Genomic DNA, 20,691 nt, shown 5'->3' on the forward strand with positions numbered 1-20,691 from the left:
TCAAGGACCAGCCGGGCGCTTTCCCGCACTCAGCCTCGGCCACCCGCCGGCTTCTCTCCAAGGGCTTTGAACTAGCCTGCGCGATTAAGTCTGACTGCGTTGTCGCTAGCCGAGCCACTCTTCATGGGCCAACGGCTCGGCGTTGAGCTCGTCACGTAGCAGTCGCCAGTTCGGCAACGCGCCATCCATCAAGGCGACAAACCGCTCCGAATGTTGCCGCTCCAGAAAATGCACCAGCTCATGCACGACGACATACTCCAGAGACTGGGGGGGCTTCTTGACCAGCTCCAGATTGAGCCAGATGCGACCGGCATCGACGTTGCAGGCTCCCCACTTCGTCTTCATCCGCTTGATTCCCCATATCGGCAAAGGAAGGACTAGCTTGGCGGCCCACTTGTCGATGAAGGGCGTTGCCTGCGAGCGAAGTTCTTCCCGATACCAGCTGAGTAAGATGCGCTCTCGGGTTTCCCGGTCGCTTCCGGTCCTGACAAAGAGATCAAGCGCCTTGCTGCTACGGACGTGCACGCGGCCAGAAGGAGCCCCTTCGATCAGGCGGAGCCGGTAGGGCCGGCCCATGAAATAATGGGTCTCGCCTGACACATAGGCGCGCTCGGATTGCCGAGGCTGCGCGGCGAACCGGGCGCGTTGGCGCTTGATCCAGGGCAAACGGGTCACCACGGCCAGCCGCACCGCGTCGTCGCTCACGGTAAGCGGCGCGGCCACCCGAACCCGCCCGTGGGGTGGATAGACACCGACGTGCAGGTTCTTGATCGGCTTGCGTATGACGTCGATACGAAGGCCGCCAACGCTGAGCCTCTGGGCCTCAATACTCATGCTGGTTCTTCACCAGATCCATGATGAATTCGGCCTGTTCGTTGTCCGAAACGTGGAACCGGATCGCATTGCGGACCTCGCGCTCTTTGAAGGTATTTCCCCGCCAATCGTCCTTCTTGACCTTGCGAATTTCCGTATCGATCGCTCTGGCCAAGTCCTCGTCCTTGCCGAGGTTGTCGTACAGGGCCCGCCGCGCGGCCGAGTTCATGGCGTCGGGATAAACCGCCCCGGAAGCCGGGCTGCTCGCCTTCTTCGTGAGCTCTACGATCTCGGCGAGGTATTTCTCGTAATCGATAGCTTGCTGCTTCCGCTGCTCGATCAAGGCGTCGAGGAGTTCCGACATCGTCTCGTAGTATTTTGGATTGATCGGCGTCTCGTCGATGATCAGTTTGCGGACGTTATTCTCGATGGTCTCGGCAACGGCTTCCCGGCTCTCACGAATGCCCTTCGGCAAGGCGTCAACCGCGTCCGGGCCGCGTTCGACGATCAACTGGATCAGCGACATATCGTCGAAGGCCGAGATCAATTCGCTTTCCTCGGCCCGGATGTAGGTGTCGATCAGGTGCCGCATCGCCGGCTCGTACATCTTGAGATCGATGTAGTCGCCGCTGGCCAGCTTCACTTCATTGCGGACCTTCTCGAAATGGTCGACGTCCGTCTTGATCGTTGTGATGCCGGCATCGGAATAGCCCGCTTCGGACATTTCACCGGCAATGTCCGCATAGGCCCGCACCAGCGAGGCGGCGAGTTTGTAGAGCGCCAGCCGCTTCGGCTCATTGGCTTTCAGCGCATCTTTGTCGCTGGTGTCCGCTCCGCAGAAGAACCGGATGTAGGCGGGTGTGTCGCGCGGATACTCGACCGGCTCACATAGGGCTCTGATGGTCTCAAGGGCTTCGTCCAGGCGCTTGCGACCCATCTCCAGCCGGTCTGACAAGAGGCCCGCGACGTCCTCCTTCGCATAGCCGTCGAGCGCACCCTTGGTGTAATCGTGGATCGAGGTCTCAAGGCTCTGGAACAGGTCCTTGTAATCGATGATGTAGCCATATTCCTTGTCGTCGCCATCCAGCCGGTTGACCCGGCAAATGGCCTGGAACAGGCCGTGATCCCTCATCTGCTTGTCGATGTAGAGGTAGGTCGCCGCCGGGGCGTCGAAGCCGGTCAGGAGCTTGTCCACGACGATGAGCAGCTTCATTTGGCCGGGCTCGTCGACGAACTTCTTCTTGGCCTCCTTCTCGAAGGCTTCGGGATCCTGGCCCCCGAGCATGTTGTTATAGATCTCGAACTTTCGCAGGCGTTCCGTCAGGCCCTCGCCGCTCGCCTCACCCTTGATGTCGTTCGGAGAGGGTTTGTAGGAGGTGACGATCGCGCACTTGCCGGCGAGGTCGGTCTTGGCGAACAACTCATAGAATTTGCACGCCTGATAGATGCTGCCGGAAACCAGCATCGCATTGCCGCGACCGCTCTTCAGGCGATCCCGGGTCTCCATGTCGAGCAGGATGTCGGCGACGATTTTCTCAAGCCGCGACTGGCTGGAAAGCACCTTCTGGAGAGTCCCCCAGCGCTGCTTCAACTGCGCCTTGGCCAGATCGTTCAAGCCCTTGGTCTTGGCCTCGAACCATTGATCGATCTTGGCGGGCGAGGTGATGTTCTGATCGATGTCCCGCGCCTCGTAGCGCAGGTCGAGCACGACCCCGTCGCTGACCGCCTCGTCGAACTTGTAGGTGTGGATGTAGGGGCCGAAGACCTCGATGCTGGTCTGCCGGTCGGCTTTCAGCAGAGGGGTTCCGGTGAAGCCAATGAACAGGGCATTGGGCAGCAGGGCCTTCATCGCCTTGTGCAACTCCCCGGTCTGGGTCCGGTGACACTCGTCGACAAACACATAGATGTCGCCCTTGGGCGTGAACCCGACCGGCAGCGCCTGTTTCATCGCCTCGATATAGCCGGTGACATCGCCACCCTGATCGTCGTCCTTGCCGGCGAACTTGTGGACCAGCGAGCAGAGCAGCCACGGGTCGGTCTCGTTGAGTCTGGCGATCAGATCGGCGCCGCTCTTGGTCCGCACGATCTGTTCGTTCACGCCCTTGAACACCTTCTCGATCTGCTCATCGAGTTCGGTACGGTCGGTGATGATCAGGATCCGGGCGTCGCTGACATGCTCCCGAATCCATTTGGTCAGCCACACCATGGTCAGGCTCTTTCCCGACCCTTGGGTGTGCCAGATGATCCCGCCCGCACGCCGTCGGACATGATCCTGCGCGGCCCGCACGCCGAAATACTGGTTGTGGCGGCATAGCTTCTTGATGCCGGAATCGAAGACGATGAAATCGTGGACCAGCTCAAGGAAGCGGGCCTTGTTACAGGTCTGCAGCAGGGCGCGATCCAGCGGGTTTTCGACCGCGCTCGGCTCCTTCCAGGCGAGATAGTATTTCTCGGGCGTCTCAATGGCGCCGTAGCGCATGCCCTCTGTGTCATTCCCCGCCATGATGATCTGCAGGGTGGTGAAGAAGGGCTGGATGAAGATTTTCGTCTGATTGTCGAGGTTCTGGCGGATGCCCTCCGACACCGAAACGGTTGAGCGTTTCAGCTCCAGAACGCCCAGCGCGATGCCGTTCACATAGATCACGACGTCCGGACGCTTGCCGTAGGCCTTGGCCGCGTCGGTGCTTGCTGGCTTGACCGCCACCTCTTCGGCGATGGCGAAGTGATTGGCGTCCGGATCAGCCCAATCGATCAGCCAGACGGTTTGGCTGTTCTCGCCGATCTCAGCTTTCACCTTCACGCCATAGCGCAGCAGCTCGTAGACGTCGCGGTTGATGTCAAAGAGGCTCCGTGATTGGTCGGTCGCGACCTTGGTCAGATGGGCGATGGCCTTGGTGACCAGAGCCGGCTCGTAGCCCTTCGCTTCAAGGAAGGGACGCAGATAGGCGGGCTCGATATTGGCGTTGCCCACCCGGTCGATCCAGTTACCCAGATAGTCGTACCCAAGCTGATCCTGAAACAGACGCACGATCCGCGCCTGCGTCCGCTTTTCGATCTGGCCGACCGTATTCATGCCTGAACCTCATTGCAGGGCATTTGCGGCGCTGGAGCCGGATTCCAGCCGCCGACATCCCAGCCGATGAACACCTGATCGCCGCCTGCCATTATACCAGCCGCACCCGTCCGGTCAGCAGTTCCTGCATCATGCCCTGCTTGACCGCGCGGGCCTTGGCGGCCTGAGCCTCAAGGGCGGCGAGGTCAGCGTCCATGTCGGAGAGGGCTTCGGCGATTGCGGTTTGTTCGGCTTTCGTCGGAGGCGCAAGAACTTCAAGGATCAACAGCTTTGAAACCGTCAGAACTGGTTGGGCAGATGACTCGGCGCGACGATTGAGGCCGAGAGTGTCCAAAATCACTGCCAACCAGCCAATGTCCACCCGATCCAACGCAGTCACAACAATCGCGTGCTCCGAGGCGAAAAACTTGCCATCGGCGAGCAAGATATTCCCGCAGAGCGCACCAACCCGGCCGATCAATGCGTAGCGCCCCTGATGCGTGAAGCGCGTTGTGTATCCGCGAAGTCCGTTACCCCCATAGCACGGATACGCTGAGCTTTCGTCGATGCTCTTGGCAGTAATTCCCTCACCGCTTCGCATCGCACACAACTCACCGAGCCGCTTCACCTCCCACTCCCCCGAGAACCCCGGCAGGCGGGTTTTACCGGTGAGGAGGTGTTGCATGGCGGCCTGCTTGAGGTCGCGTTTTTTGGCGATCATCCCCTCCAACGCCGCAATCAACGTATCCGCATCCGACAACGCCTCCGCAATGCCGCGCTGTTCGGGGAGGGACGGAAGAGGAACATTGGTATCACGAACTTGCACCAAGCTGAGCTGTGGGTATGCCTGACCGGTAGTAATCGAATTATAGAAGACGCGAATTTCCGGCTGACGTAGATAGTGAAAGAGAAATTCTTCATCAGCTTCTCTCGCGACAATTCTTACTCTGGCGATGTGCTGATTTAAGTTGGCCGCTCCAATGCCCGACAGGCGAACGATTCTTCCTACATTGCCTGTAATAGTAACTAAAATGTCGCCATCTTTGACTTCACTCCGCCGCAATGTGCGGTGCGCAGTTTCTGAAATAAACATAGACTTTTCAAGATCAAGTCCATCTTCAGAAACGCATTCGCTGCGCAAAAAGAGAACGCCTGACTGCACCCAGTCGAAGCCGTAGGTCGTCGGTGTAGAGCCCTTGGTGATAAATTCAGAAAGGACGCCCAGAGAGCGAACCTCCCAATCCTCAGGAATAACCCCCACCTCCGACTGCTTGTACCCCGGCCTGATCCCGCCCTGCATCGTCACGCCGTGAACCCCATCTGCTTCAGATGCGCGGCCACACGGGCGCTCAGCACGTCCAGATCCTCGGCCAGCTTCGGCAGCGGCGTGGCATAGCGTTCCGCCAGAACCTTGACGCGCCCTGCCAGCGCCTGGGACACGCGGTCCACCTCGGCCCCGATATCCGCCCGTACCTGCGCCAGCCATTTGTCCTCGACCAGCAGGGCTCTCACCCGATCCTCGGTGAGCTTGGCATACTGGGCCACCACCGCCGCATCCAGCGCCGCCTGCGCCGCATTGACCGCCGCATCGGCATCCGCCGCCGCCTGGATCAGCGACAGGCAGGTTTTCAGCATCGCCCGCTCCTCGCCCGCGTCATTGTCCAGTCGGATGTCCTTGATCCGGTCCTTGACCGATTTCGCGGTCAGCTTGCTCTTGCCGGTCTTGGCTTCAAACAGCAGCCCATCCTCACCGCCGTGTTCTTCGTCCAGCTCCTCCACCGCCCGCGCGGCCTCTTCGGCCTTAGCCTCCAAAGCTTCCAGCGAAGCCTGCTCGGCGGCAAAGAACCGCGCCACGACAAAAGTGGGCGGGATCAGCTCCGCCTTCAACTTGCGCCGCCCCAGCGTGATGTCGGGGGTTTCCGTGAACTTGCCGTCGGCATTCTTGACCAGTTCGCGGATCACCCGCCCCGCCGCCCAACCGTCCTGGACGAGGATGTAGGTGTCGTCCTGCATGACCTCGGCCCAATAGGTCATCAGGTGCTGATAGACGTCGTAGCCGTCGATCAGCGGCACGGGCTTGAAGCGATCCAGCAGGTCTTCGGAAATGGTGGCGATCAGCTCCTTGGGATGGTCGCCGATGGCGATGTGCCGCAACCGTTCGAGATGATCTGCCGCCCATGTCGCGAACACCTCGGTCACCCGCTCGGTGAAGGCGGCAAACTCGGGGTGGTTCAGGATCGCGCCCTTGACCTCGGCGGCATCGACCAACGGCGTCAGGTAGCCCGGCCGGTCGCCCGGACCGAACAATGTAGCCCGGACCGCAGGCAGCTCGCGCCAGAAATCAGACAGTGCATCGACGTCGCGGACCGGTATGCCGCCCTTCAGATGCGCTTCGATATCCTGCAGGTCTTCGGGTTCGGAGGAGTCGATGTAGCGCGGGATGTTGAGGTTGAAGCCGTGCTTTTCGATCTCGGCCAGCGGCACCATGCGGGAATATTTGTCGATCTCGACCTGCTTGGTGAAAGCGTCGACAATCTTGTGCAGGTCCTGGGACCGCAGACGGTTCTTGTTGCCGTCCTTCACGAAGCCCTTGGAGGCGTCGACCATGAAGATGCCGGTCCGGGCGTGGGCGTTTTCCTTGTCGAGCACCACGATGCAGGCCGGGATGCCGGTGCCGTAGAACAGGTTCGCGGGCAAACCGATGATGCCCTTGATGTAGCCTTTTCGGACGATCTTCTCGCGGATGTCAGCCTCGGCATTGCCCCGGAAGAGGACGCCGTGGGGCAGGATGACCGCGCCCTTCCCGGTCGTCTTCAGCGAGGCGAGGATGTGTAGGAGATAGGCGTAGTCGCCGTTCTTGGCGGGCGGCACGCCATAGTCGAACCGGTCATAGAGATCGTTGGCCGGATCGAGGCCGGTACCCCATGCCTTGTCCGAGAACGGTGGGTTGGCGACGACGAAGTCGAAGGTTTTCAAACCGCCGGCCGCGTTCTTGAAATGAGGGCTGGACAGGGTGTTGTCGCGCCAGATTTCGGCGGTCGGGCAGTCGTGCAGCACCATGTTCATCTTGGCGAGGGCGCGGGTCGCAACATCCTTCTCCTGGCCGTAGATGGTGATGCCGTGGGGGGCCTCATCGCGCGCTTTGAGCAACAGGGACCCGGACCCGCAGGTCGGATCGTAGATCGTCTGGTCCGCGCTCTTCGAGGCGCTGATGCCGATGGCCTTGGCCATGATCCGCGAGACCTCGGCCGGGGTGTAGAACTGGCCCTTGCTCTTGCCTGACTCAGTCGCAAAGTGGCGCATGAGGTATTCATAGGCGTCGCCCAGAATGTCGTCGCCTTCCGCGCGGTTCTTGCGGAAATCCAATTCGGGCCGGTTGAAGATCGCCACGAGACTGGAGAGGCGATCGACCATCTCCCTTCCGGAGCCCAGCTTTTCCGGATCGTTGAAGTCTGCGACGTCGATCACGCCCTTGAGGTCGTTAGCCTCGGCGAGCTTGGCGATGATGATGTTGATCCTCTCGCCAATGTCCTTGTCGCCCTTGAGCGCGACCATGTCGGCGAAGCTGCCGCCGTCCGGCACTTCGATCAGGCCGTTCGGGTCGCCGGCGTATTTATCGGAGACGTATTTCACGAACAGCAGCACGAGGACGTAGTCCTTGTACTGAGACGCATCCATACCGCCGCGAAGAGCGTCGCAGCTGGCCCAGAGGGAGCTGTAGATCTCAGATTTCTTGACTGCCATGCATGCCCCCGTGCCAACTGCCTGCGCGGCACGCAACTCCGCATGCTTCCCGACTCGCAGGCTCCTTCACTAGACCGGAATGGCAGTAGGCTGCGAGCGGCAGCTCCCAAAAGATGCTTCAGCCAAGGGTGATGCACCTGTCCTGCAGGGAACTACCCAGCGCGGACCGACGCAACGACCCAGCGTTACGGCAACGCCGCCGCTCGCCCGTCGGCTTCCTAGCTAGAGTGCCATGGGAGTGGTGGCGCCGCTCAGGTGACTCGAACACCTGCCCCCGCATTACGAGTGCGACGGTCACTGGCCGACAGCAGACGTTCCTAACTTCGCCCTTGAGTCAGGGTCGGCTATTCGTGACATTTCAGATGCCCTAAGGCGTATTTCAACTTCCGTCCGGATAGCAAGATCCAGCTCTCTATCTGATCGCCAGTGGGGGCGTTGCCTTAGCGCCAGCCAGGAAGCGCCGGCCACGCCGAGCGGATGAAGCAGGAGGCTAGGTGCACCATCGCCAGCGGGTGAGACTGTCAAAGGAGCAGCAGATCGATGAGCATGCCGCTACTGCGCTTGCGGCCAACGAGCACGTCTTTAAGAGTGACCTCAATCCACTGACGTTAGCAGTAATCCGAAGTATGAGGCCTTGCTATCGTCCCTCCAAGAGCGCCACGGCGCGCGGGACGAAGCGGCGGAAGACGCAGGCCTGCGGGCCGCATCGATCTCGACACGGCTCACTCCACCGGCCTGCTTCGCCAACCGGCCGATCAAGGGCGCAGGCTGCGCATCGGACGTTTGGCAGAGGTTCAGACCAGCCCTTCGCCATCAGCGGCGCACCGAACTCGGTGCGTGGCTCCTCGGCGGCGACGGCAGGACATCAATGGGGTTTGCGCGGTTCTGTCGTTCGCTTGGCCCGCGCGGCGCGTTTGATCTGAACTCTTTGTTTTTCCTCAGTCGTGGCCACCGACTCCTGCGGCTCCCAATCGCTCATGCCCTGCAACACGAGGTCGGCATGTTTGATGGTGTCCACATGGCCGTAATGCTCCTGGATCATCTGCACCGAAGTTCCCATCTGCTCGGCCAGCAGCAACTCGCTAACGCCTTCGGTCAACCGGATGGTGGCGTAGGTATGCCGGAACGAATAGGTCGAGCGAAGAATGCCGGAGGGGCCGACACGCAGGTTCGCGTCGTCCAGCAAGTCGGCGATGAAAGCCTTATAGAGGGTGCGTTCTTCCTTGCCGTTAGCGTTGCTGAACACTGGCGTCTCTGGAGCGGTGCTCACAGCAATGGCGCGGATGCGGTCCAGATATTTCCCGACGTTGCTACTCGGAGCGACAAGCTGGCGGGACTTGCCCTTGCCCCGCACGGACAACACCGTGACCGGCTGGCCGTTCTTGTCGGTCGCCTCCATCACGTCGCGCCAACGCAGGTTACGCGCCTCTGAGGGCCGCATGCCCGTGTTGCACATGATGAGGACGAACTGATAAACCATCTCCCGATACCAGCGGGCGGTTTTGGTCTTTGCGGCCCCGACCCATTTGGTGCGGGCGTAGGTGTGAAGGCGGCGGTATTCCTCCAGCGTGAAGGCATCGCGGCGCTGCTTCTCCAGCGACGGCATCCCCTCGATGCGGTGATGGGGCGGGGCCTCCTGTTTTGAAATCGCGTCATTGATGATGGCGCGGTAGATCTTCATCTCGAAACGGATGGTGGCGTCGCTGACGATGATCCATTCCGTTTGCTCCGCCTTGGGGTTCGTCTCGGGCGGCTTGCCGTCCCGACGAAGCTTTTCCTTGGCCTTGCCTTCGGCGACCTCTTTGGCGGCAGAGCGTTCGACCTCCGTCATCGGTCGCACGTTACCGTGGCGTGTCATCCGCCCTTGACCGAGCGACCGTCGCCAGGACGGATAGTTCTGCCAGCGATCCAGCGCGATCAGGTCGATCTGGGTCTTGCCGACATAGGGGTTGAGTTGGTTCTTCACGACCGACTCGATGAGCTTGACCCGGCCGAGAGTGATCTCGCCTCGCTGCGCGCGCAGTCTCTGCTCTGCGATATAGTCCTTCGCCACCGTCGCAAACGGGCGGTTGAACACCGGCAGATTGCGCTTCAACGAGAAGCGGATTTCGCTTTCGTGGTCGTATGCCAGGGTGCGCGCCGTCGTGATGTCCGGCGTCTTCAAGGCGATAGTCTTGTAGCGCGTCGCCTTCGGCAGCCTCACACGGCAGTACCAATCCCGCGTCTGCAAATCACCACGCCGGAAGATGATTAGTCCGGGTTTCAGTTCTTCCTTGTCCGTGACAAACGCCATGACAGCCTCCATCGTCGTGCAGATTTCGTGCACATCGCGGCGCTAAGTCATTGATCTACCGTGACGTGCATACATCGTGTAGCAACATCATAGCAAAAAATGTTGTGTTTTTCTAGTTGTTTAGTGTTCTAGCCTTATCCCACCGGGAGAGGGCTTGAGCGCACGGCGGCGTAAGCCGTCGTTCTGGCGCGAAAGGGTGAGGGGCACGGTGGTGCGAACTGGCCCACCGGCGGAACCCTCATCCGGCCCTTCGGGCCACCTTCTCCCGCAAGGGGAGAAGGAAGACATCACTCTTCCTTCTTCCTGCCCCACCGCCGCTTAGGCTCCTCGCCCTTGGCCTTGGCGGTGATTTCTTTCAGCTTGCGGCCTTGCATGGCCGACAGGGCCTGACCAGGCGCGCCCTTTTCAGGGTCGGCGAAGGCGCGGCCGTGGGTCTTGACCCGCTCGCCGACTGAATCGAGGAACTCGCCCTCCCATTCCGACAGAGAAACGCCCGCCTTCTCTGCCGAGCGGCGGGCGCGTTTCAATGCGTTCAAGGCCGCGCGCTTGGCGGCCTCACGCTGGATTTCGAACGGGCTAGGCAGCGGCTTCTTGGGCGCGCTATCGCCCTTCGGGCTGCTTGAACGCGTCTTGAAAGCGCTATCGCCCTTCGGCCCGCCTGAGCGCGAAAGGCCGCCGCCGGGCTTGAAGGGGGTGCGCTTCAAGCCGGGTCAGTCTCAGATCTCGCCGAGGGCCGACAGATAGAGGTCCAGGATGGCGTCCTCTTCCTGGCGCTTGGCCTTGTCCTGCTTGCGGATGCGGATGACCTTGCGCAGGATTTTGACGTCATAGCCCTCGCCCTTGGCCTCGGCGAAGACTTCCTTCATGTCCGTCATCACGGCCTGCTTGTCTTCCTCAAGGCGTTCAAGACGCTCGATGATGGAGCGCAGCCGGCCCTGGGCCGTCGCGGTCAGAACATCGGACGAGGCGTCGAAGGCGGCGTCATCGGCCATGGGGAATACTCCAGAAATCAAGCGCGGACGCTAACCACGCCCAGCGGCGTGGCTCAACCGCCGAACACGAAAAAGGCCGCGGACAAAGCCCGCAGCCTGTGGATCGTCAGAGCTTTTGTCGCGCTGTCGCCCTTCGGGCGACCTAAGCGCGGCCCTGCGTGCGCACGCCGCCCGAGCGGCGCGCCGCGAACGCAGCTTAGCCCTGCTTCGCCTTGAAGCGCGGGTCGGTCTTGTTGATGACGAAGACGACGCCCTTGCGACGCACGACCTTGCAGTCGCGGTGACGGGTCTTCAGGGACTTGAGCGAGCTGCGGACCTTCATGGTCGGACGTCCTGAGAGAAGCCAATAAGAAAGCCGCTGATCCGGTCGGATCGCGGCGGAGGCGGTCGTATAGAGAGCGGTCTTCCGAACGTCAACCCGCTACAAGGCAAATGCACGGAAAACCCAATCCCCGCCTGCCCGGCGCGGCGATCCCCGACCTGTGCTCAAGTAGCGCAAAGCGCGATAGCACCCAAAGAGATGTGCTCAAGCAGCCCGAAGGGCGGTAGCACCCAAAAAAAGATGGAGGCCTGACCTCCGAGTCGAACGGAGGGTTTCCGGGGTTGCACGCCCGTCGCGTCGCCACTCCGCCATCAGGCCGTCAGAGGACCCTGCGCCAATACGCCGCAGTTCGTTAGCGCGTCGATGAAATTGAGGGTTAACGACGTCAATAGGGGAGTCTCCCGGCGCCGCTTTCGCGCCACAGGCGCTTTGTGGCGCGTGAAAGTCATTCGCGCGGATGTCATTTCACCTATTACCTCGGGGGCTGTAGTCTGAATCTCATGCGCTTTTCCTATCGCCTACTCCTCATCTGCTGTGTCGCCGCCTGCGCGCCGATGCTGCCCGAGCCGCCCGTCAATTTGCCGACGCCGACGCCTGACCCGGGCGCGCCCGTCGCGGCGCCGACGCCCGCGCCCCAGACGCCGCCCCTGGCCGCCTATGACCAGCAGGGGTTCGAAGGCTGGAAACAGGGATTCCTGGCGCGCAAGGGCGGGGGCCGTCGCGCCGACTACGAACGCGAACTGGCCGGGCTGACGCCCGACGCCTCGGTCGTGCGGCTGGACCGCAATCAGCCCGAATTCTCCAAGCCCGCCGGCGCCTATATCCAGAATGCGGTGACGCCGGTGCGAATCGCCCAGGCCAAGCAGCGGATCGACCGCGTGCCGTGGCCGGTGGTCCAGCGCTTCGGCGTGCCGTCCGAGATCCTGGTCGGGGTCTGGGCTCAGGAGAGCGCCTTCGGTCAGGTCCAGGGCGACTATGACGTCATCCGCTCGCTGGCGACCCTGGCCTATGACGGCCGCCGCCGCGACTGGGCCGAGGCCCAGCTGAAGGACGCGCTGGACATCGTCGTCGACGGCCGGCGCGAACGCGAGGGTCTAAAGGGCAGCTGGGCCGGGGCCATGGGCCAGACCCAGTTCATGCCCGACAACTATCTGCGCCTCGGCGTCGATCAGGACGGCGACGGCAAGGTCGACATCTGGGGCGACGACGCGGACGCCCTGGCCTCCGCCGCCAATCTGCTGGCCCAGGCCGGCTGGAAGCGCGGCCAGGGCTGGGGTTACGAAGTCGTCCTGCCCGCAGGCTTCAACTACGCCGAGGCCGAAGGGCCGAAACACAACTGGGCCCACTGGGCGGCCAGGGGCGTGCGCCTGTCCCAGGGCGGCACGCCGAACGGCGCCGAGGCGCTGGAAGAGGCGACCATCCTGTTGCCCCAGGGCGCGAACGGCCCGGCCTTCCTGGCCCTGCCGAACCATTATGTGATCCGGCGCTACAACAACTCGGTCTCCTACGCCCTGGCCATCGGCCTGACGGCGGACGGGATCATGGGCAAGCCCGGCCTGACCAAGGCCTGGCCCAACGACGCCTCCATGTCGCGCGAACAGCGGATCGGCGCCCAGGCCGCCCTGACGCGGCTGGGCTATGACACTCAAGGGGTCGACGGGGTCATCGGAACCAACACGCGCACGGCCCTGCGCCGCTGGCAACAGGCCAACGGCCGCATCGCCGACGGCTATCTGACCGCCGCCCTGGCCGACGAACTGATCCGCAAGGCGAACTGAGGGGCGACTTTACCTCCCCGCGCGCGAAGGCGCGCGGGGAGGACAGGCGATCGCGTCAGCGAGCGCCAGGAGGGGGCGACTCGGTTTCTGAAGCTGGATCGGTCATCACCACTGTCGGAGTCGCCCCCTCCTGGTCGCAGCGCGACCGGTCCTCCCCGTCGGCCTTCGCCGACAGGGAGGTGAAGTTCGCTCAGGCCGCCTTGTCCCAGTTCAGCACCACCTTGCCCGACTGGCCCGACTTCATCGCCTCGAAGCCTTCGCGATAGTCGGCGTAATCCAGCCGGTGGGTGATCAGCGGGCTCAGGTCCAGGCCGGCCTTCAGCAGGCCCAGCATCTTGCGCCAGGTGGTGAACATCTCGCGGCCATAGACGCCCTTGATCGTCAGGGCCTTCAGGATGATCGCGCCCCAGTCGGTCTCCATGGGTTTGCCGGGGATGCCCAGCATGGCCATGCCGCCGCCCATGATTAGGGTATCGACGCACTGTCTGAAGGCGATCGGCGAGCCGGACATCTCCAGCGCCACGTCGAAGCCGACCTTCAGGCCCAGCTCCTTCATGACGTCGTGGATGTCTTCCTTGGTCGTGTTCACGGTGCGCACGCCCGGCGCCACCTTCTGCGCCAGCTCCAGCCGGAAGTCGTTGATATCGGTCAGGACCACGGTGCGCGCCCCCGCGTGGCGGGCCACGGCGGCGGCCATCATGCCGATGGGGCCGGCGCCGGTGACCAGGACGTCCTCGCCCAGCAGGTCGAACTGCTGCGCCGTGTGCACCGCATTGCCGAACGGATCCAGGATCGAGCCGATCTCATAGGGCACGTCGTCCGGCAGTTCGATGACGTTGAAGGCCGGCGCCACCACGAACTCGGCGAAGGCGCCCTGGCGGTTGACGCCGATGCCGCGCGTCTTGGGGTCCAAGTGGAAATGGCCGGCGCGGGCCGCTTCGGAGTTCAGGTCGATGACATGCCCCTCGGCCGAGACGCGCTGGCCGATCTTCAGCGGGCGATCCACATCCTTGCCGACGGCGACGATCTCGCCGGCGAACTCGTGGCCGGTGATCATCGGGGTCGGGACGTTCTTCTGGGACCACTCGTCCCAGTTCCAGATGTGGATGTCGGTGCCGCAGACGGCGGTGCGATGGACGCGGATCAGCACATCCTCCGGTCCCGCCTCGGGGATCGGCGCGTCGATCAGTTCCAGGCCGACGCCCGGGGCGGTCTTGGCCAGGGCCTTCATCGTGTCGGTCATAGTCTCAACTCCCTGAAATCATGGCCTCGGCTTGTTCCGAAGCCCGCGGCTGAGGCCCCACGCCTCCTCACCGCTTGTTCTTCGTCGATGGCGCGCGAAGAGGGCTAAATGACGCCCAGTTCTCGTCCCGCCTGCGTAAACGCCGCCACCGTGCGGTCGATCTGGTCGAAGCTATGCGCCGCCGACATCTGGGTGCGGATGCGGGCCTGGCCGCGCGGCACGACGGGGAAGGAAAAGCCGATCACATAGACGCCCAGCTCCAGCGCCCGCGCCGCGAAGTCCTGCGCCAGTTTGGCGTCGCCCAGCATGACAGGGATGATCGGATGTTCGCCGTTCAGCAGGTCGAAGCCCGCATCGGTCATGGCCATGCGATAGCGGTGGGCGTTGGCCGACAGGCGGGTGCGCAGGGCGTCGCCCTCCACCCCTTGAGCGATACGGATGGCCTCCAGGCTGGAGCCGCACACGGCCGGCGCCAGGGCGTTGGAGAACAGATAGGGCCGCGCCCGCTGCTTCAGCAGTTCGACCACCGACTTCTTCGCGCAGATGAAGCCGCCCATGGCGCCGCCCAGGGCCTTGCCGAAGGTGCCGGTGACGAAATCCACCTCGACCCCGTGATGGGCGAAGGATCCCTTGCCTTGCGGACCCAGGAAGCCGGTGGCGTGACAGTCGTCCACCATGATCAGGGCGTCGTACCTGTCGGCCAGCACCCGGATCTGATCCAGTTTGGCGATATAGCCGTCCATCGAGAAGGCGCCGTCGGTGGCGATGATGATGTCGCGGGCGCCGGCCTCGCGGGCCTCCTTCAGGCGGCTTTCCAGCTCATCCATATCCGAGTTGGCGAAGCGATAGCGCTTGGCCTTGCACAGCCGCACCCCGTCGATGATCGAGGCGTGGTTCAGGCTGTCCGACACGATGGCGTCGTTCTCGCCCAGCAGGGGTTCGAACAGGCCGCCGTTGGCGTCGAAGGCGGCGGCGAACAGGATGGCGTCCTCGAAACCCAGATAGCCGGCGATGGCGGCTTCCAGCTCCTTGTGGATCTCCAGGGTGCCGCAGATGAAGCGGACCGAGGCCGTGCCTGCGCCCCACTTCTGCTGAGCGGCGATCCCGGCCTGGACGACGCGTTCGTCGCCCGCCAGGCCCAGATAGTTGTTGGCGCAGAAGTTCAGCACGTCGCGGCCGGCGACCTGGATCACCGGCCCCTGACGCGAGGCGATGATGCGTTCGGGCTTGGTCAGGCCCTGGGCGTCGATCTCGGTCAGTTCGCCGGCGACGCGGTCATAGAAGCTCTGGGTCATGGCCGCGACCTACGCCGATTTCGACCGGGATTCCACCCGTCTTAGGTCGCCATCTCGGGGTCCGCCTCGGCCCGGATCGGGCTGACGCGGATCTTGCCGCCGCACGGCTGGAACTCGAAGGGCAGGCTGACGGCCGCCGTGTCGCCCGGCGCTGTGGCGCGCAGGGTGGCGACGCTGGGGCAGGTCTTCTGCATCGTCTCGTCCGGCACGACGTTCCACGCCACCTCGAAATAGGCCTTGGCCCGGGGCGCCAGTTCGACCGGCGCCGGCGCCTGGCCCTGACGGAAATAGCTGCCGGGGCTCTGGTCGGCGCGGATTGAGGTCAGGGGCCGCCCCTGCCCGTCCAGCAGCGTCACGCCCGGATAGCCGGTCAGGCTGCACGCCTGGGCGCCGAGGTTCTGGAGGCTGAAGTTGCGCACCCGGTTGCCCGCCCCGGCGTCGCCGCCCTCGGCCGCCAGCTTCAGCTGCGGTCCCTTGCAGGGCGTGGACGCAGGCAGGACTCCGCCCGGCGCGGGCGTGGTCGTCTGGCCCGGCAAGGCTTGCGGAGCCGGCGCGGCGGTCGCCGCCGTCGCCACCGGCCGCGCGCATTGTTCCAGCACCGCCACCCCGACCTCCTCGTTGGGGCCGAGGCGGCTCAGGGTCGCCTTCTCCTGGCCGTCGCGGGGGGCGGTCCACCATTCGACGCCCGAGCCGACATAGCGGGCGCCGCTGGCCGCCTCGACCGAGCGCAGATCATAGGTCCGCCCCTTGTAGGCCAGTTGCGCCGTGGCCGTGTCGGGATAACGCGCCTCGACCATCGCCCCGCTCTCGCAGGCGTAGCCGACAGCCGGAACGGCCGACGCGGGCGCCGGCTGGGGCTCGACCGGGGCGGTCGGCTGCTCCGGCTCCGCCTGCTGACAGGCGGAGACCCCGGTCAGGGCGGCGAGGACGACGAAAGCGGTCAGGCGGCGCATCATGGTCAGGTCTTCCATTGGCAAACTTAACGGCGAAGCTGGCGAAAGGCTCCAGCGATCAGTGCGCGCCTTTCGGCGTCTCCATCAGCTCGATCAGCACCCCGCCCATGTCGCGCGGATGCAGGAAGACGACCGGCGTCCCGTGCGCCCCGATGCGCGGCTCGCCCGTGCCCAGGATTGTGACGCCCTTGGCCCGCATCTCGGCGACGGCGGCGTGGATGTCGGCGACCTCGAAACAGACGTGGTGCTGGCCGCCCTTGGGGTTCTTGGCCAGGAAGCCGACGATGGGGCTGGTGTCGTCATAGGGTTCGATCAGCTCGATCTGGGCCGTCGGGGTGTCGATGAAACAGACCTTCACCCCCTGCGCCGGCAGGTCGAACGGCTCTCCGATCTTCGTCGCCCCCAGAATGTCCCGATACAGTTTGATCGAGTCCGCGATGGAGGGCGTGGCGACCCCGACATGGTTCAGGGCGCCGATCATGCGGTCTCCTTAGGCGCGGGCTGAGCGTAACCCAGCCGCTGGTTCAGCTTCTCGATCAGGTCCACCGCCGTATCGGCGATGGCCGACCCGGGCAGATAGACGGCGGCGGCGCCCATATCGAGCAGGGGCTGGACGTCCGACGGCGGGATCACCCCCCCGACCACGATCATGATGTCAGGCCGGCCCAACTTCTCCAGCTCGGCCTTCAGCTCGGGAACCAACGTCAAATGCCCCGCCGCCAGGGACGAGGCCCCCACCGCATGGACCCCCTTCTCGACCGCGTCCTTCGCCGCCTCGGACGGAGTCTGGAACAGGGCGCCAGCGGTGACGTCGAAGCCCAGGTCGCCATAGCCTGTGGCGACCACCTTCTGGCCCCGGTCGTGCCCGTCCTGGCCAAGCTTGGCGATCAGGATGCGCGGCGGCCCGCCGTCATTCTCGACGAAGGTCGCCACCATCTCGCGGGCGCGAGCGAAGCGGGGATCGGCGCCGGCCTCCTTGGCGTAGACGCCCGACACGGTCTGGACCGTCGCCACATGGCGCCCAAAGGCGGCCTCCAGCGCGTCGGAGATTTCACCCACCGTCGCCTTGGCCCGCGCCGCCTGCACCGCCAGCTCCAGCAGATTGGCGCTGCCCCGCGCGCCGTTCGTCAGCGCCTCCAGCGCCGCATCGGTCGCCGCCTGATCCCGCTCGGCCCTCAGCCGTTTCAGCTTGTCGATCTGGGCGGCCAGCACCGCCGCATTGTCGACCTTCAGCATCGGAATATCGTCGACGACGGGGTTCAGATATTTGTTCACCCCCACCACCGTCTGCTGGCCGGTGTCGATCCGGGCCTGGGTCTTGGCGGCGGACTCCTCGATCCTCAGCTTGGGGATGCCGGCCTCGATGGCCTTGGCCATGCCGCCCAGGGCCTCGACCTCGGCCATGTGGGCGCGCGCCCGTTCGGCCAGTTCGTGGGTCAGCCGCTCGACATAGAAGCTGCCGCCCCACGGATCGATGACCTTGGTCAGCCCCGTCTCCGACTGCAGCAGGATCTGGGTATTGCGCGCGATCCGGGCCGAGAAGTCGGTCGGAAGCGCCAGGGCCTCGTCCAGCGCATTGGTGTGCAGGCTCTGCGTCTGCCCGCCCGCCGCCGCCATGGCCTCGACCATGGTGCGCGGCACATTGTTGAACACGTCCTGCGCCGCCAGGCTCCAGCCCGACGTCTGGCAGTGGGCGCGCAAGCTCAACGACTTCGGATCGACCCCGCCCTCTTTCCGCACCGCCTCGGCCCACAGCAGGCGGCCGGCCCGCATCTTGGCCACCTCCATGAAATAGTTCATGCCGATGGCCCAGAAGAAGCTCAGCCGCGGCGCGAACCGGTCGATCGGCATGCCCGCCGCCACGCCCGCCCGCAGATATTCGATCCCGTCCGCCAGCGTATAGGCCAGCTCGATATCCGCCGAGGCCCCGGCCTCCTGCATATGATAGCCGCTGATGGAGATGCTGTTGAACTTCGGCGTCTCCTGCGCCGTCCAGGCGAAGATGTCGGCGATGATCCGCATCGAGGGTTCGGGCGGGTAGATGTAGGTGTTCCGAACCATGAACTCCTTCAGAATGTCGTTCTGAATGGTCCCGGTCAGGGCCGCGTGCGGCACGCCCTGTTCTTCCGCTGCGACGACATAGAGGGCCAGGATCGGCAGCACCGCCCCGTTCATCGTCATCGACACCGACATCTGGTCCAGCGGGATCCCGTCGAACAGGGTCCGCATGTCATAGATGCTGTCGATGGCCACCCCCGCCATGCCGACGTCGCCCTTCACCCGCGGGTGGTCGCTGTCGTAGCCCCGGTGCGTCGCCAGATCGAAGGCGATGCTCAGCCCCTTCTGCCCCGCCGCCAGATTGCGACGATAGAAGGCGTTGGATTCCTCGGCGGTCGAGAAGCCGGCGTATTGGCGGATCGTCCAGGGATTGCCCGCATACATGGTCGGATAGGGCCCGCGCACGAAGGGCGCGAAGCCCGGCAGGCCGTCCTGATGCTCCAGCCCCGCCAGCGCCTCGGCGCCGTATGCGGTCTCGACCGTCAGGCCCTCGGGCGTCAGCCACGGGTCGCGCGTCGGCCCCTGCCCGGTCGCGTCGAGGTTCAGGGCGATCTTGCTGAAGTCGGGGAAACTCATTGAGCCGCCTCCTCGAAGGCCGCCGCAAATCGGATCGGCGTCAGGGGTTCGCAGACCCGCTCGACCGGCGACGGCGCCGCGTCAGCCGCTTCGACCGGCGCCGGCCGCACGTCCGCGTCCACATATTTCGTCACCCCGATGATCTGGGCTGCGCCGTTCGCCAACGCCGCCTCACGCAAAGCGCGGGCGCGAGCGATGCGGGGCTGGATCACCGACCCCTTCAGGGCCTCGACCAAACCGCCCTCGGCCTCGATCATCTGGAACTCGGCCCAGCCGGCCTCGGCCAGATCCCGCGTCCGGGCGTCCAGATACCAGCTGCCCGCCGCCGGATCGTCGACCCGGCCCAGATTGGCCTCCTCCATCAGCACCAGCTGGGTGTTCCTCGCCTGCCGCCTGGCGAAGGCGTCGGACCGTCCGGTCGCGCGGGTGAAACCGTCCAGCACCACCACGTCCGCGCCCCCCACGGCGCCCGCAAACCCCGCCGCCGTGAGCCGCAGCAGATTGGGCCAGGGGTCGCGCGCCGCCAGCATCCGCCGCGACGACCGCGCCTCGATCACCGCCGGCGCTTCAACGCCAAACCCTCGCGTCAACGCCGCCCAGATCAGCCGCATGGCCCTGAGTTTGGCCAGGCTGTCGAAATATTCCGCATCGACCGACAGGCCGACGACCGTGCCGCGCAAGGCCGCCTCGACCGACATCCCGGCGTCCACAGCCGCCTTCGCATGGGCCACGACGCTTGAGGCCGCAAAGGCCAGCTCCTGCGCCGCCGATCCCCCCGCCTCGTGCGCCACGCGCCCGCCGGCCAGGAAGAAGGTCGCGTCGGGATAGGCCCCCGCATGGCGCGCCGCCGTATTGGCCGCCAGGCTCAGATGCTCTTCCACCGAACGCGGCGCCCCGCCCGCCTCGGCGAAGGCCGAAATCACGTCCATGTGGAACCTCAGCTTGGCGCGCGGCGAGCCCTTGGCCACGACGGCCAGGGCGTTGGCCGCATCCGGCCCGTCGATCCCGGCCTCCAGCGCGACCGGCGCCAGCTCCAGAGCGACGCCTTCCAGCGCTCGACCCAGCGGCGCTGAATCCGCCAGCACCCGCCCCTTCAGCACCACCGAGGCGGCCCCGTTCTCCAGATCGGTCAGCACGGCTTCATTGACCGCCTCGGGATCATCCCCCTCGACCAGGGTCCGCAGATCCCAGGCCCGGCCTTCGGAATCGGACGGACGCGGGGCGAAGATCGGCTGAACGCCCGTCGCCCCGGCGTACAGCGGCCGCGTGACCAGCTGGTCCGCGTCGAGGGACATCAACGCCTCAATCGGCCGATCCTTCAACGCCTTCTGGGCCGCCTCGCGCCATTCGAGGGGGGTGGGGATGGGGAAGCTCATGCGCCCGCCCCCCCTTCTTCTTTCGTCATCCTCCGGCAAGCCGCGCAGCGGCGCAGACCGGGGGACCCAGCGGCGCGCGAAAGCGCGAACCTGCCGCACACGCCGGCCTGCCCGTCGAGGCGCTGACGCGCCGCCCTGCGGGCTTTCGCCTTCGCTTCGCTACGGCGCCGCTGGGTCCCCCGGTCGCTCCTGCGGA

General features: G+C 64.6%; 15 protein-coding genes and 1 tRNA gene. 1 reads left to right on the forward strand and 15 read right to left on the reverse strand.

Annotated features, from left to right (window positions below):
• Positions 1-105: 105 nt before the first annotated feature.
• The 9 genes from GYM46_RS03140 to GYM46_RS03180 form a co-directional block, all read right to left on the reverse strand.
• A complete protein-coding gene (locus GYM46_RS03140; protein ID WP_164952601.1) occupies positions 106-834 on the reverse strand; it encodes a M48 family metallopeptidase in 729 nt (242 codons plus the stop codon).
• A complete protein-coding gene (locus GYM46_RS03145; RefSeq protein ID WP_164952602.1) occupies positions 824-3,886 on the reverse strand; it encodes a type I restriction endonuclease subunit R in 3,063 nt (1,020 codons plus the stop codon). Before GYM46_RS03145 ends, GYM46_RS03140 begins: the two co-directional genes overlap by 11 nt.
• 91 nt (positions 3,887-3,977) lie before the next feature.
• Positions 3,978-5,165 (reverse strand): restriction endonuclease subunit S, encoded by a 1,188-nt coding sequence (locus tag GYM46_RS03150; protein ID WP_244304281.1) that lies wholly within the window; start codon positions 5,163-5,165, stop codon positions 3,978-3,980.
• A gap of 2 nt (positions 5,166-5,167) precedes the next feature.
• The gene (locus GYM46_RS03155) at positions 5,168-7,645 is read right to left on the reverse strand and encodes a type I restriction-modification system subunit M (RefSeq protein ID WP_208861703.1); all 2,478 of its coding nucleotides are present in this window, start codon (positions 7,643-7,645) and stop codon (positions 5,168-5,170) included.
• A gap of 829 nt (positions 7,646-8,474) precedes the next feature.
• Positions 8,475-9,902, reverse strand: a complete 1,428-nt coding sequence (locus tag GYM46_RS16675) for a tyrosine-type recombinase/integrase (RefSeq protein WP_208861704.1) — start codon at positions 9,900-9,902, stop codon at positions 8,475-8,477.
• Between the two features lie 287 nt (positions 9,903-10,189).
• Positions 10,190-10,486 carry a hypothetical protein gene (locus GYM46_RS03165; RefSeq protein WP_040349953.1) on the reverse strand — a complete coding sequence of 99 codons (297 nt, stop codon included), beginning with the start codon at positions 10,484-10,486 and terminating at the stop codon, positions 10,190-10,192.
• 132 nt (positions 10,487-10,618) lie between these two features.
• Complete coding sequence (locus GYM46_RS03170; RefSeq protein ID WP_008263716.1) at positions 10,619-10,894, reverse strand: DUF2312 domain-containing protein; 276 nt, start codon at positions 10,892-10,894, stop codon at positions 10,619-10,621.
• A gap of 196 nt (positions 10,895-11,090) precedes the next feature.
• Positions 11,091-11,216: a type B 50S ribosomal protein L36 gene (gene ykgO, locus GYM46_RS03175; protein ID WP_008263184.1), complete on the reverse strand. Its 126-nt coding sequence runs from the start codon at positions 11,214-11,216 to the stop codon at positions 11,091-11,093.
• Between the two features lie 241 nt (positions 11,217-11,457).
• A tRNA-Ala gene (locus GYM46_RS03180) sits at positions 11,458-11,534 on the reverse strand.
• A gap of 182 nt (positions 11,535-11,716) precedes the next feature.
• Here GYM46_RS03180 and GYM46_RS03185 point away from each other — a divergent pair.
• Positions 11,717-12,994: a lytic murein transglycosylase gene (locus GYM46_RS03185; RefSeq protein WP_008263359.1), complete on the forward strand. Its 1,278-nt coding sequence runs from the start codon at positions 11,717-11,719 to the stop codon at positions 12,992-12,994.
• Between the two features lie 190 nt (positions 12,995-13,184).
• Here GYM46_RS03185 and tdh read toward each other — a convergent pair whose 3' ends face one another.
• The 6 genes from tdh to GYM46_RS03215 form a co-directional block, all read right to left on the reverse strand.
• Positions 13,185-14,237 (reverse strand): L-threonine 3-dehydrogenase, encoded by a 1,053-nt coding sequence (gene tdh / locus GYM46_RS03190; protein ID WP_008258650.1) that lies wholly within the window; start codon positions 14,235-14,237, stop codon positions 13,185-13,187.
• Between the two features lie 104 nt (positions 14,238-14,341).
• A complete protein-coding gene (locus GYM46_RS03195) occupies positions 14,342-15,532 on the reverse strand; it encodes a glycine C-acetyltransferase (RefSeq protein ID WP_008264384.1) in 1,191 nt (396 codons plus the stop codon).
• A 41-nt stretch (positions 15,533-15,573) separates the two neighbouring features.
• On the reverse strand, positions 15,574-16,503 hold the full coding sequence (locus tag GYM46_RS03200) for a DUF4232 domain-containing protein (protein WP_008259085.1): 930 nt from the start codon (positions 16,501-16,503) through the stop codon (positions 15,574-15,576).
• A gap of 40 nt (positions 16,504-16,543) precedes the next feature.
• Positions 16,544-16,966, reverse strand: coding sequence for a methylmalonyl-CoA epimerase (gene mce / locus GYM46_RS03205; RefSeq protein WP_008264256.1), 423 nt, complete (start codon positions 16,964-16,966; stop codon positions 16,544-16,546).
• Positions 16,963-19,119: a methylmalonyl-CoA mutase gene (scpA, locus tag GYM46_RS03210; protein ID WP_008260341.1), complete on the reverse strand. Its 2,157-nt coding sequence runs from the start codon at positions 19,117-19,119 to the stop codon at positions 16,963-16,965. The genes mce and scpA overlap by 4 nt, the downstream gene beginning before the upstream one ends.
• Positions 19,116-20,495 (reverse strand): methylmalonyl-CoA mutase family protein, encoded by a 1,380-nt coding sequence (locus GYM46_RS03215; RefSeq protein ID WP_040349284.1) that lies wholly within the window; start codon positions 20,493-20,495, stop codon positions 19,116-19,118. The genes scpA and GYM46_RS03215 overlap by 4 nt, the downstream gene beginning before the upstream one ends.
• Positions 20,496-20,691 lie beyond the last annotated feature (196 nt).

The organism is Brevundimonas mediterranea (assembly GCF_011064825.1).
Lineage (GTDB): Bacteria > Pseudomonadota > Alphaproteobacteria > Caulobacterales > Caulobacteraceae > Brevundimonas > Brevundimonas mediterranea_A.

Excerpts from the sequence above, each read along its gene's own strand:
- GYM46_RS03150 (WP_244304281.1), bottom strand. The coding sequence starts at position 5,165 with ATGCAGGGCGGGATCAGGCCGGGGTACAAGCAGTCGGAGGTGGGGGTT.
- mce (WP_008264256.1), bottom strand. The coding sequence starts at position 16,966 with ATGATCGGCGCCCTGAACCATGTCGGGGTCGCCACGCCCTCCATCGCG.
- GYM46_RS03195 (WP_008264384.1), bottom strand. The coding sequence starts at position 15,532 with ATGACCCAGAGCTTCTATGACCGCGTCGCCGGCGAACTGACCGAGATC.
- GYM46_RS03215 (WP_040349284.1), bottom strand. The coding sequence starts at position 20,495 with ATGAGCTTCCCCATCCCCACCCCCCTCGAATGGCGCGAGGCGGCCCAG.
- tdh (WP_008258650.1), bottom strand. The coding sequence starts at position 14,237 with ATGACCGACACGATGAAGGCCCTGGCCAAGACCGCCCCGGGCGTCGGC.
- GYM46_RS03170 (WP_008263716.1), bottom strand. The coding sequence starts at position 10,894 with ATGGCCGATGACGCCGCCTTCGACGCCTCGTCCGATGTTCTGACCGCG.
- GYM46_RS03145 (WP_164952602.1), bottom strand. The coding sequence starts at position 3,886 with ATGAATACGGTCGGCCAGATCGAAAAGCGGACGCAGGCGCGGATCGTG.
- scpA (WP_008260341.1), bottom strand. The coding sequence starts at position 19,119 with ATGAGTTTCCCCGACTTCAGCAAGATCGCCCTGAACCTCGACGCGACC.
- ykgO (WP_008263184.1), bottom strand. The coding sequence starts at position 11,216 with ATGAAGGTCCGCAGCTCGCTCAAGTCCCTGAAGACCCGTCACCGCGAC.
- GYM46_RS16675 (WP_208861704.1), bottom strand. The coding sequence starts at position 9,902 with ATGGCGTTTGTCACGGACAAGGAAGAACTGAAACCCGGACTAATCATC.
- GYM46_RS03200 (WP_008259085.1), bottom strand. The coding sequence starts at position 16,503 with ATGGAAGACCTGACCATGATGCGCCGCCTGACCGCTTTCGTCGTCCTC.
- GYM46_RS03140 (WP_164952601.1), bottom strand. The coding sequence starts at position 834 with ATGAGTATTGAGGCCCAGAGGCTCAGCGTTGGCGGCCTTCGTATCGAC.
- GYM46_RS03185 (WP_008263359.1), top strand. The coding sequence starts at position 11,717 with ATGCGCTTTTCCTATCGCCTACTCCTCATCTGCTGTGTCGCCGCCTGC.